Source organism: Pseudarthrobacter sp. Y6 (assembly GCF_050156205.1).
GTDB lineage: Bacteria > Actinomycetota > Actinomycetes > Actinomycetales > Micrococcaceae > Arthrobacter.
This window is the reverse complement of sequence record NZ_CP189574.1, coordinates 3,978,040-3,989,336: the sequence shown is the minus strand read 5'-3', so window position 1 is coordinate 3,989,336 and position 11,297 is coordinate 3,978,040. Positions and strand designations below refer to the sequence as shown.

The 11,297-nt window shown below is 63.9% G+C and carries 13 protein-coding genes and 2 pseudogenes; 9 read left to right on the top strand and 6 right to left on the bottom strand.

All coding sequences use genetic code 11. The annotated features are described in order from the left end of the window. Positions 1–67 precede the first annotated feature (67 nt). From ACQCSW_RS19215 to ACQCSW_RS19200, 4 genes and pseudogenes are all read left to right on the top strand, one after another. Positions 68–619: a GNAT family N-acetyltransferase gene (locus ACQCSW_RS19215; protein WP_426988456.1), complete on the top strand. Its 552-nt coding sequence runs from the start codon at positions 68–70 to the stop codon at positions 617–619. Between the two features lie 82 nt (positions 620–701). Beyond that, positions 702–1,205, top strand: a pseudogene (locus tag ACQCSW_RS19210) (GNAT family N-acetyltransferase). A gap of 70 nt (positions 1,206–1,275) precedes the next feature. Beyond that, positions 1,276–1,680 (top strand): VOC family protein, encoded by a 405-nt coding sequence (locus ACQCSW_RS19205; protein ID WP_426988454.1) that lies wholly within the window; start codon positions 1,276–1,278, stop codon positions 1,678–1,680. Between the two features lie 98 nt (positions 1,681–1,778). Beyond that, positions 1,779–2,216, top strand: coding sequence for a VOC family protein (locus ACQCSW_RS19200; protein ID WP_426988452.1), 438 nt, complete (start codon positions 1,779–1,781; stop codon positions 2,214–2,216). A 486-nt stretch (positions 2,217–2,702) separates the two neighbouring features. Here the strand turns inward: ACQCSW_RS19200 and ACQCSW_RS19195 are convergent, their stop codons facing one another. From ACQCSW_RS19195 to ACQCSW_RS19180, 4 genes are all read right to left on the bottom strand, one after another. Continuing rightward, a complete protein-coding gene (locus ACQCSW_RS19195) occupies positions 2,703–3,113 on the bottom strand; it encodes a hypothetical protein (RefSeq protein ID WP_426988450.1) in 411 nt (136 codons plus the stop codon). Between the two features lie 620 nt (positions 3,114–3,733). Then, positions 3,734–4,255, bottom strand: a complete 522-nt coding sequence (locus ACQCSW_RS19190; protein ID WP_426988448.1) for a MepB family protein — start codon at positions 4,253–4,255, stop codon at positions 3,734–3,736. A gap of 181 nt (positions 4,256–4,436) precedes the next feature. Further along, a complete protein-coding gene (locus tag ACQCSW_RS19185) occupies positions 4,437–4,613 on the bottom strand; it encodes a hypothetical protein (protein ID WP_426988446.1) in 177 nt (58 codons plus the stop codon). A gap of 424 nt (positions 4,614–5,037) precedes the next feature. Next, entirely contained in the window at positions 5,038–5,595 is a 558-nt protein-coding gene (locus tag ACQCSW_RS19180) for a MarR family winged helix-turn-helix transcriptional regulator (protein ID WP_426988444.1), read from the bottom strand. Between the two features lie 333 nt (positions 5,596–5,928). On the opposite strand from ACQCSW_RS19180, the gene ACQCSW_RS19175 reads away from it, so the two are divergent. The 3 genes from ACQCSW_RS19175 to ACQCSW_RS19165 all read left to right on the top strand — a co-directional run bounded on the left by ACQCSW_RS19175 (position 5,929) and on the right by ACQCSW_RS19165 (position 8,421). After that, a complete protein-coding gene (locus tag ACQCSW_RS19175) occupies positions 5,929–6,582 on the top strand; it encodes a hypothetical protein (protein WP_354252659.1) in 654 nt (217 codons plus the stop codon). Positions 6,583–6,649: 67 nt separating this feature from the next. After that, positions 6,650–7,549: a S26 family signal peptidase gene (locus tag ACQCSW_RS19170; RefSeq protein WP_426988442.1), complete on the top strand. Its 900-nt coding sequence runs from the start codon at positions 6,650–6,652 to the stop codon at positions 7,547–7,549. An 89-nt stretch (positions 7,550–7,638) separates the two neighbouring features. Continuing rightward, a complete protein-coding gene (locus ACQCSW_RS19165; RefSeq protein WP_426988440.1) occupies positions 7,639–8,421 on the top strand; it encodes a LamG domain-containing protein in 783 nt (260 codons plus the stop codon). Positions 8,422–8,804: 383 nt separating this feature from the next. Here ACQCSW_RS19165 and ACQCSW_RS19160 read toward each other — a convergent pair. Both ACQCSW_RS19160 and ACQCSW_RS19155 read right to left on the bottom strand, forming a co-directional pair. Further along, positions 8,805–9,035, bottom strand: a pseudogene (locus tag ACQCSW_RS19160) (SDR family NAD(P)-dependent oxidoreductase); the annotation flags it as partial. Between the two features lie 17 nt (positions 9,036–9,052). Continuing rightward, the gene (locus ACQCSW_RS19155) at positions 9,053–9,694 is read right to left on the bottom strand and encodes a septum formation family protein (protein WP_426988438.1); all 642 of its coding nucleotides are present in this window, start codon (positions 9,692–9,694) and stop codon (positions 9,053–9,055) included. A 273-nt stretch (positions 9,695–9,967) separates the two neighbouring features. Here ACQCSW_RS19155 and ACQCSW_RS19150 point away from each other — a divergent pair, with 273 nt between their 5' ends. Further along, the gene (locus ACQCSW_RS19150) at positions 9,968–10,201 is read left to right on the top strand and encodes a DUF3073 domain-containing protein (RefSeq protein WP_056341155.1); all 234 of its coding nucleotides are present in this window, start codon (positions 9,968–9,970) and stop codon (positions 10,199–10,201) included. Between the two features lie 233 nt (positions 10,202–10,434). Next, positions 10,435–11,214 (top strand): VOC family protein, encoded by a 780-nt coding sequence (locus tag ACQCSW_RS19145; RefSeq protein ID WP_426988436.1) that lies wholly within the window; start codon positions 10,435–10,437, stop codon positions 11,212–11,214. Positions 11,215–11,297 lie beyond the last annotated feature (83 nt).

Below are 11,297 nucleotides of genomic sequence, written 5' to 3'. Positions count from 1 at the left end.
GCGGGCGACCGGCTTACGGACGACTACCCAAGTCCAGGTCTTTGATGTGGAGGCATAGGCTCAAACAATGAATGAAACCCTGAGGCTGCGGCATGAAGACCTCAGCATGATGGAATTAGATGCACTGGAAAAGTTTTTTGACGGTGAGTACCTAAGCGATTACGGCCGGTGGAACCCCGACGCGCCGTACGGCTACTCACCAGCCGACTTCCATGTCCTGGCGTTCCAGGGGCCCGCTCTGGCGGCGCATGTGGGCTTTCAGCGTCGCGTGATCTCAGTAGGAACCGACGACGTCGTTGTGGCTGGCACGGGAGGCGTGCTGGTTGATCACCGCTTTCGCGGTACTGGTCTCGGCGGCCGAGCGATGCGACACGCTCAAAAGGCGATGCGCGATGAAGCCGGAGTCGACTTCGGTTTCCTCGGATGCCGGAAAGATGTGGTCCCCTTCTACGAGTCAGCAGGATGGCTTGAGGTGCATGCCACGGAACGGTGCTTGTCCCGCTTGGACCGGACATCGGTCATCGTGTCCCATGGAGGGCCAACGCTCATCTGCTCCGCGACGCGCGATGCGAGCGAGTGGCCGCACGGCGACATCGATCTTCGAGGCACGCCTTGGTGACACCGCGCCTCAAGGCGGCAAAGCGTCCCAATAGACAATCGGCTTACGGGCCTTAGCCACGCACTGGAAATAGAGTCATTGGATGCTAACGCCACAACCGACTGATCGATTGCAGTTCCGTGAGATGACTGATGCGGACCTCGACAACATGACCGCGTTGCTCGGAGACCCCGAGGTGATGCGCTTCTACCCTGTATCCAAGTCTCAGGAGGAAGCAGCAAGCTGGATTCATTGGAACCAGGAGAACTACGCGGAGCACGGGTACGGCCTGTGGATTGTCGAGACGCATGACGGAGAGTTCATAGGCGACTGCGGGCTGACCTGGCAGCAAGTGAACGCCGCGCAGAAGCTTTAGGTCGGGTACCACGTGCGCTCCGACCTACACGGCCAGGGGTACGCGACAGAAGCAGCCACTGCTTGTCGCGACTACGCCCGAGAACATACTGAAGCCACCGAACTGATAGCTATCATCCATCCGGATAACCGAGCTTCTGAGCGGGTAGCTGAGAAAATCGGAATGCATCGCGTCGCTGATGATCGAAGCGGGAACATCCCCGTCCGAACAGTCCTCAGCATGCAGCTGTAGACACGTCCAAGTCTGTCCGCTGGAGGATCGTGCAGCGGGTGACGACTGCGCGCATGAAAGACTCACATCCGTGAACAACGATTCCAAGGGAACCCTGCACCATATCGAGCTGTGGGTCCCTGACATCGATCGCGCCAAGCAAGAATGGGGCTGGGTTTTGGCTCGATTGGGATACTCGATCTACCAGAGCTGGGCCTCAGGAATCAGCTGGCGGCTTGGACTAACCTACATAGTTGCTGAACAATCACCGGCCATGAGTAGCCGAGAACATGAGCGCACACTGCCAGGTCTTAATCACCTGGCGTTCCACGCCGGGAGCCAAGAAGACCTAGATGTCTTTGTCGAAGAGAGCCGCCGGCACGGATGGGTGCAGTTGTTCGAGGACAAGTACCCGCACGCTGGCGGGCCCGATCACTACGCTGCGTACCTCGTAAACTCTCATGGATTCGAACTAGAGCTTGTAGCAACCGCCTAAGCGAACGTGGCAGGGTGCCGGGTAGGGGATCGGCCAACGAACAGACAGTGGCGCCTCGCCACTGGAGCTAATCGCTCCGCCTTGGTAGCTCGCAACGCATGGCCATCAAATTTGAGAATGTGGGTATCGCTCTTCGCGACATCGAAGCAGCAATCGCCTTTTTCGCCGATCTCGGTCTTACGGTCATCGGTCGTGAGACGGTCAGCGGCGAGTGGACCGATACTGCCGTTGGACTTGATGGAAACCACGCCAACATCGCGATGCTTCAGACCCCATTCGGTCATGGTCGACTTGAGCTCTTCGAATACATCCATCCCGAGGCGATCGAGTCGAACCCGACGCGTCCCAACGACGTTGGCATGCACCGCGTGGCCTTCTCGGTAGACGACATCGATAAGGCCCTTGAGGTAGCTGCAAAGCACGGATGCTATCCGCTACGCGGCGTGGCGACCTACGCCGACGTCTACAAACTCACGTACGTCCGCGGTCCCAGCGGGATCCTCGTGATGCTCGCCGAGGAACTGAAGAAAGACTGACGCCCGAATCGGCCCTCTCGGCCCGTATTGTCAGGCAACAAGGGTCGAGGGACCATCCGGTAGAGGATCCTTCACCGGACACCTTGGTCAACCTCCATTCGAGTTTCGCGGCTGCAACCCGCTCCACGCGGGCTCGATTCAGGGCTGCGGTATCAGAAAGTGCGCGACGACTGTCAGGACCAGGACTACTGGCACAACGAAGACGACGCTTCGGGCCAAACCGACTGTCCAGCCCTTTGCTCTGGGCAGAAGAACGGTGCCGACAATGAGAGCCGCGAGTAGTGCGAAGAGGATGCCGGCGCTAATCAGTGAAACTCGAACCGGCAACCAATGAGGAGGACACATCGCGGGAAAGCTGACCGCACATCCCCAGCCAGACAGGATCGGCTGCGCCATCCAAAGGACCAACAAACCGAAAAGGACCAAGCAAACCGCGGCGAGAGGTGAGCGCGGGGTGAAGCGTGTCTGGATGGCCATGAAGCAAGATTATCGATCCGACAATCCTGGAGCGGGATCGACTTCGACGCCGGTCAGGCATTCGATAATGACCACTTCAGGCTGCCTCGGGTCATCTCCCCAAACCCGCAAGTCCAAGTGCTCGCCGGAGGTTCTGATGTTCGCGAGGGTATCCAGGTAAACAGTTATGAGCTGCACCTGCTTCCGGGTAGACCGCAGCCTTCCCTCGAACAATAGGAAAAGCTTCGGAGACGGAGTGTCTGTGCGAATCTGAAGGTCTACTTCCCCTTCGGCGTCATGCAGAACAGCCAACGCCAACATGCTTGAGGTTTGCCACTTGTTTGCGACTCCATCGATGTCAGGAACTTCCGGGGCATCTTCGGTCTGAAACAAAAGCAACGCGTTTGGGAACGCGACGCGTTGGCTGAATAGCTCAATCATCTGTTCGTTCCCGGCAGCGACACATGGGGAGCCGAGTCGGTTGGAGGATTCATGGAAACAGCTTTCCACAAATTCAACAGATCGGTACCGGAAGCTTCATCCTGGTGCCCGTAAGGTCGCCAGGCAAGGTCAGGCGTCTTCTATGAGTTGGATGCTCTTAGCCAAAGGCCACGTGCACGGGCTTGAACCTGAAAGGTCCGCCGCACTCGGGTCCGAAGGGGTGCTCGCCGGTTGATTCCGTTTCTATTGGCAAATCACGGGCTATGCGGCCGCCTGAAGTGGCCACGGCCTCCACATAAATAGAGGTGACACTGACGGGTGGGTTCAGGTATGGCGGGGACTGCGGTACCAGCCATTTTCCCTCAGGGTGGATGGCCACCTGCACAGGAGTGCATCCATGCCCAAAACAAGCCGCTACTGACTTCGGCGGCGTCGAGAAGGCCAGCTCCATATCACCCACGTACGCCCAACCCATTGCTGGACATATCTGGCTTACCCCGGGCATGCGGCCGAGTAGGGCGCCAACTGCCAGCACTGCGGTAGCTACGCCTATTGCAAGCAGGAGTACGCCCCGAAGCTTCATACTGTGAGACTAACCCGGATTTTACATGGTAGTCGGGTTAGGTCGCATCAAAGAGGCGGCGCGCCCGTTGCAGGTCGACATCCCCACCGCGCAGGTCGAGGAAGAATCTGCATTGCCACTTCTGAGACCGCTTCGCCTGAGGGTTTTCCGTCGCTGACCACGGCGGATACACCCGAAACCCGCGCTTCCCGCCAACGCCACCAATAGCAACGATCCCGCGCTCAATGAGCGCGCTCTTCGGGAAAACAAAGAGCCCCAAGTTGTCGCCCTCTCGAACGGCGATCACCAGCGACTGCGAACCGTCTTCGGCCGACAATGGTTCGGTTGACCCGTCACTGGCGCGCCGCCACACCGTGACGAACAATCCCACTTTCGTCGGTGTCAGCTTGCCCGCCCGAAACCGCGTCTCGCCGGCGACTGAGACCAGAGCGCCGTACTCGGCGTTGTCAGGCTCCGGCACCACCGCCAGACGCCCCGCACCGAGTCGATCAAACACCTCAATCGCAACAGCCACATCCGGATGAAGAACAACAGATACCACAACAGCTCCGATCAGCACGACCTTGAGGGAAAGTCACCTCCCCACAGTGGTCTCAGCCTAGTTTGCGATCACGCAACACCCCACTCAGATGGTCTCGCCTTAGATTGCCATCCTGGGTCCGGGTTCAGGTGACATTGTCACCCAACTTACTGACGTACGATGCGATCCGTTTTCCGCAGCGGCCCTCTCCGGCTCTTTCTTACTCCTCGTTGCTGTCGCGGTGGTCGGGATCGCGCAGAGTGCGCCGGCCGCCGGCGAGGTCCGGAAGTTGGAAGGAGTAGTGACTGTGGACGTTGATGTGCCGACGCACGTACGCCGACAGGCGGACGACATTGGCGTCGAGTACCGGGTAGCCCTCTTCCCGCAGCCACCTCATCCTGCCCCCGGCGTTCCCGGCGTTCCCGGCGTTCCCGGCGTTCCCTCCGCCGCAGGCGCATCCGGCCCCCGTCGTGACGGGCGGACCAGCTGACGGTGTGTGAACATGCCTGCCCCTCGCCCAGGGGTCCTTTCACATCAGGCAAAGCCGGGCGGATGAACCGCACCAGTCGCCCAAAGGCTTCCGACGAAAGCCGGCACGCCCCGGGTACCCCGAAGTCCCGGGACCTTCACCGCGGAGAAGGAGGGCACCGGCGCAGCGCCGAGAAAAAGCAGTCCGTGACCGTTCCGCCTTTGACGCCTCTGCGCCGGAAGTGATCAACATCCCCGGCCGGTTGCCTCTGACCAGGCCACATCGCCCTGGCGCCGCGCCACCGAATAATCCATCATCCGGCGCGGTAGCAAGCGCTCCGGGATGAGATGCCTCAGCCGGATATCGGTCCGTCCTGCTCCTGGCCGGCTCCGGGCGCTGAGAGGTCCTCCAGTGCCGCGGCGGTGCATTCGAGGAATTTAGCCACTCCCGGCACAGACGGTGCGGCCTCACCCAGGATGGTGGCAGACACCGCGCGGTGGAAGTGATCGTAGACCCAGTCCATGGCCTGCGTGCCTGCCGGTGTTAGCTGCAGCAGCAGGCTTCGGCGGTCTGCCGGGTTGGGTCCTCGACGCAGGAAGCCTGCCCGTTCGAGCCGGTCAATCATCGAGGTGACGGATCCGGTGGTGATGTTCAGATCCAGGGAAAGATGTTTGGGCGTAAGGTCACCGCTGTCGCGGACAAACGCCAACGCGTTGAGCTCTGCCACGCTCAGCCCCAACTCCCTGGCCAGGCGGGCGCGCAGCCGCCCGTTGCCGATGTCCAGGTGCCGCATCGCGTTGACGATCGCCCGCGCATCCGCAGCCGCCGCATCGTCCGCCCCACCCAGGGCGGGGCGGACTGCTGGTCGGGCCACCTGGTGCAGGGGGCGGCGGGCGGCGGGATCGATCATGATGTGGTGCTCCTGCAAAGGTGAGCCGAGTAGCAAGTCATCATTCTACTTTGGCGGAACGGCCACTGGCCGGGCGGTCCCTAGCCAGAGGGCTGGCGAGCGAAGACACGGCTTGTTAAAAATGTATCTCGGTAATCAAGCAATCCCTGCTAGTGTTCATTCCGGGCAGCATGAAGCAGCTGCGACCTCCCCGAGAACCGGCCGTGTACCTGCCGCCGGTCGTGTCCGGGTGACAGTCCGCTGTGGCTTCTGCCCGCTACTCTCCCGTGTGCTGCCCCGGCCGGAAGCCGGCCCGCAGCCGCGGCCTGTCCGTTGTCGTGAAAGGTCTCCACCATGTCCGATTCTGCCGCCGCGCCCAAGCGCCGCCATTTCGCCCCGATCGTCCTGTTGGCCGGGCTGGTGGGTACGGTGCTGCTGTCCCTGTCCCTGACCGGAACCCTGTCGGGTTTTGTTGCCAGCATCACCAACAGTTCGAACACTGCCGCGTCCGGCTCGCTGGTCATGCAGGAACAGAGCACGGGCGGGGTGCCGGCCACCTGCCTGAGCACCGACGGCGGCAGCGTTTCGACAAACTCTGCGACGTGCTCGACGATCAATAAATTCGGCGGCAGCACCGTCATGGTCCCGGGCGGGCCTGCGGTGACAACCGCCATCACGATCAAGAACGCCGGTTCCGTCGCGGCACGCACGTTCACGCTGACCCCGGGAACAAGCTGCACCCAGTCCCTGAACGGCGCCCAGAACGGCACCGCGACGGACCTGTGCGCGAAACTGAACGTCGTCATCACCTCCGGTGCCACCACCGTCTTCACCGGCACCGCGGCCAGCCTGGCCGGGGCGCCGGCCGCCGCGATCACCATGCCCGCGGCCCCCGCGGCGGGTGCCAGCGTCCCCTTCACCATTGCCGTGACCCTGGACACGTCCGCAGGCAACACCTACCAGGGCCTGGCCGCGTCACTGCCCCTGACCTGGACCTTCGCCAGCTAGACACCTGCCCGGGCTGCCCTGTGCGGCACGCCGCCGCCCGGGCAGCCCTCTTTAGCGAAGGTGACACATGACAATCCTGGACACCCGGCCCGGGCCGGCTGCGGACACCACCCGGACGCCCCCGCGCCGGCGCCGTGGGGGCGCCTGGCTCCGGGGTGCCGTCGTTGTGCTGGCCACGCTCCTGGGCGTCCTGCTGACCGGGGCGCTCCTGTTCTCACTGGCCGGCGGACGCTGGTTCGTGATCAGCACCCCGTCCATGGCAGAAGCCGCCCCGGTGGGCACGCTCGTCCTCACCGTCCCGGTGCCCGCAGAGGACATCCGCGCCGGGGACATCATCACCTTCCATCCCCCGACAGCGCCGGATCAGACCTACACCCACCGCGTGCGGGCCCTCACCGCGGCGGGAGGAATCCTCAGCCGGGGGGACCTCAACGGCGCGGATGACCCCTGGACCCTGACCGGCGGCGATTTGGTGGGAAAATCCATCGCCGCCGTACCCGGCCTCGGGTGGCTCGTCCGGGCACTGCCCATTCTCGTCCCCGGCATTGCCGGGCTATGGATCCTGACCGGCCGGTTTGTTCCCCTCAGCCGGCGGATTCCACTGCGGATTGTCGGGGTGCCGCTCGTCATTTCCGTGGCCACCGTCATTCTGCGCCCCTTTATCGGGATCAGCGTCCTTGCCGCAGGGATGACGGAGGGAACGCCCCAGGCGACTGTGGTCTCAACCGGTATGCTCCCCATCAGTGTCCATGCCGGCGGCGGAGAACCGGCACATCTGACAGCCGGCAGCGTCGGCCAGGTCCCGCTTCCCTCTCTGGACGGGTCGGACCACTACCAGATGGCCTCGGCCCTGGACCTGCCGCCCTCGGGGTGGGTCCTGCTGATGCTGATCTGCGCGCTCCCGCTCCTGTGGTCCCTGGCCGTCAGCCTCCCCGGGCCCGTCAAAAACCGGAGCACCGGCATATGATGTTCCGCCCGCCAGCCGGTGCGCGCCGGGGTCAAGGGACCCGGACCGGCAGCGCCGTCACCGCAACCGTACTTGCAGCACTGTGTCTGTTGGCTCTGTTCACGCCCTCCACCACCTCGGGATACTCGGCACGGATCACCAACCCGACGAACAAGGCCGGAACGGCAGCCTACTTTCTGTGCACCGAGGCGGTGCGGGCAGACATCGCCGGCGCCCTGTTCGCCTACCGCCTCAACGAAGCGACAGGCTCCGCCTTCGCCGGCGACTTCTCGAACAACAACACCCGGGGCACCTACCGGGGCCAGATGACCGGCGACACCGCCGCGAAACCTGCCTGCCCCCGGGACGCGGGTGGCGCCTACACACTCAACGGCTCCACCAGCTACGTCTCCACCCCCACCTACCGGGCCTCCGGAAATACCTTCAGCATCGAGGTGTGGTTCAAAACCTCCACCGGCGGCGGGAAACTGATCGGGTTCGGAAACGCCTCAACCGGCACATCCACGATCTACGACCGCCACCTTTACCTCACCGATACCGGCCAAGTCGTTTTCGGCGTCTACCCCAACCAGGTCAAAACGGTGGTCAGCCCCCTCAGCTACACCGATGGAACATGGCACCACGCCGTCGCCACCCTCTCCGGCACCGGCATGAACCTGTACATCGACGCACAGAAAGTCGCCACCGACCCGGCCACCACGACCGGCCAAAGCTACGCCGGGTACTGGCGCATCGGCTATGACAACCTGGCGGGCTGGGGGGCCACCCAGCCCGCCAACTTCTACTACAGGGGCTCCCTGCGCTTCGCCGCCGCCTACACCACCGCCCTGACACCCGGCCAAGTCACCACCCACTACAACGCCGGCCGCTGACCTGCCCTTCGAATGCGAAGGTACCCAAGTAAGTCAGCCTTTTGATCCATATCCCTCACTCTGCCTTAGCCTTGATCCACCGACTGGCTGATTGAGCGGCCCTTGGTTCTGTTTGGGCGCGGGGATAGGGTGCGGGGCGTGCAGCAGTGCCCGGCCTCGCTGCCGGCGGTGTTCCACGGTGGATCCTCGGTCGTCCCGGTACGGGGTGGTTGGTCAGGTCTTCGCCGGTCGCGGGAGGTTGTGGTTTAAGAGGTCCGTCCAGGCTGTTTCCCATGGCCAGTTCGCAGGCAGGTGAAGTCGGAGCTTCCGGGCAGAGGAAGCGATTCTCGCCGGGATGCTGGAATGGATCCCAGCTCACCGTGGGGCGCTCCTTGTGCCGCGTTATTGATCAGCAAATCGACAGGGCGGCCGTTCAGGACTTCCAGAAGCTCTGAGGCATGGTCGGATCGAACATCGTGCAGCACGGTTACGACGTCGGGTGGGGCGGCCCCGGCGTCCGGCGTTCGCGGTGAACGGGTGAGGGCCATGACGCTCCAGCCGCCCTCCGAGAACGCATTCATGAGAGACAGGCCCAGTCCTCGGTTAGCGCCAGTGACGACAGCCAGCTTCTTCATCTGATCAGGCCAGGTCTTTAGGCCAGCACGCTGGCGTTGATGACGTTTCCGCCGTCGGCCGTGACGTAGCAGTCCACGCGCCGGTCGCCCGATTCCCAACTGGTACTGCTGGGGTAGGCCCGCTGGAAGTTCAGCGTGTACTCGTTGGCCGCCGGCGCCAGCCTCGCCGCCTGGCAGGCCTCCAGCGCCTTGGCTGCGAGGGCCTCCCGGCCCGGATAGGAGCCGACGGCGGGGTAGCGGAAGACGGCCACGAGCTGGGCCGAGTGGCCGGCATCGCAGGCCACCACCGTTGACCGCAAAGCCTCGGCGTCAAAATCCTTGAAGCAGTCGCCCAGCCGGTAGGCCGGCGGCTCCACACCCTCACGGGGGAGGGGGAGCGGGGTGGCCAGGGGAGTGGGCGAGGTTTCCACGATCCCCGAGCCGCCGTCGTCGGACGTCTCCGGTGCCCCGGAACCCAGCCACGCGGCGAGCCACACCAGGCCTCCCACCACGCCGAGCAGAACCACCACGAAGGCTGCCCTCAGGAGCGTTGATGCGACCCGCCGGGGCTTCCGGGCCGGGCGCTCCTTGGCAGGTGCCGGGACAGCCACCTGCGGGAACCCCGCGGTGGGCGGAGAAGCGGGTTTGGGCGGGATGGGGCGCAATTCCTGGTTGTCCATCCGGATACCCTCCTGGGTTCGCCTCGCGATGCTGCACGCTCCGTGCACCCGGATCGGCAGCTGATGAAGAGACTCTATCCAACAAAAAAGCCGGGAACCCTGCGCGTCGCGGCGGAAAGGGTACCCGACATGGCGTCTGCACGCACGGGCCGGGGCGCACCGGGCGCGGAAAGCATGTAATCTAGGTGTTACGACAAATTGACCAAACATTCCGGGGCCTCACCGATAGCCAAGGTGACCACCTCCGGTCCGAGTACAAAAGGGGGTCACGCCATGGGGCGCGGCCGTCAAAAGGCAAAAGCTACCAAGCAGGCTCGGGATATTAAGTACTATTCCCCGAACACTGACTATTCGGCCCTTCAGCGAGAGCTCAAAGGTCCTGAAGGTCGTGCCACGAGCCATTTCGCGAATGACCCGGTTGAACCGGACTATTCGGCTTATGTGGATAAGTACGCGGACGATTTGGAAGAAGACGACGACGAGGTACACACCCGTCGGATCGGCTAGTTGTTGCACGCCGGTCCCGCCGCAAGGCGCCCGGCCCCGCGACGCTGCAGTACGTTCGGACGCCGTTCGTTAGTACAGCGCTTCTTTTCAGCACCCCGGATCCCAGCGGACCCGCGGTGCTGGCCTCAGTTATCAGGCCCGTTGCCTGCCCCGGAACCCGGTGCCGGCGGCGGGCTTTTTGGTGTTGACTGGAGGCGTTGATGCGCTGTGCCGCCCCCGCGAAAGGACCTCCCATGCCAGGAAACTCCTCATTCCCCAGCTACCGCCACGGTGAACCGTGCTGGGCTGACGTGCAGACCCGGGACGTGGAAGCAGCCAAGGCCTTCTACGCAGCGGTGTTCGGGTGGACCTTCAAGGACCTGCCCACGCCCGATGGCCGCAGCTATGCCCAGGCGTTCGTGGGGGAGGACCTGGTTGCCGTGGTGGCGCCGCAGAACCCGCACCAGGAGTCACTCGGCACGCAAGCCCAATGGAACATCTACTTCGCCGCGGAGGACGCCGGTGCGCTGGCCGGGGAAGTTCCCCACGCCGGCGGCGCGGTGCAGTTCGGCCCTGAGGAACTGGCGGACACCGGCGTGATGGTGTTTGTGGATCCACCCGGCGGCGGGACCACCGGCGTGTGGCAGCCCGGGACGCACGCCGGCTCCGGCCGGTACAACGAGGCCGGCGCGCTTTCCTGGACGGAGCTGCTGACGCCTGAGCCGCGGGCCGCCGTCGGGTTTTTCCAGCAGCTGTTCGGCCACGAGGTGACCGAGTATCCCCAGGACGACGGCGGGACGTACAGCACGCTGATGGTGAACGGTGCGGAGGTGGCCGGGATAGTCGCCGCCGAGGCGCCTGCCAGGTGGCAGATCTATTTCGGCGTCATCGACGTGGCCGACGCTGTGCGGAAGGCCGTGGCGGCGGGGGCGGAGGTGCTGATCGGGCCGGAGTCGGATGACGACGATACGCCCGGCGCAACGGCGACGCTTAAGGACCCGCAGGGCGGTGTGTTCAGCCTGCTGGAGGTCTAGCGCCCGAGGCTTAACGCATCGAGTGCTCCCCACCGGCACCCTCGCCTCGCAAGCTCGGCCAGGGAACTTGCCGGCGTGGGCCC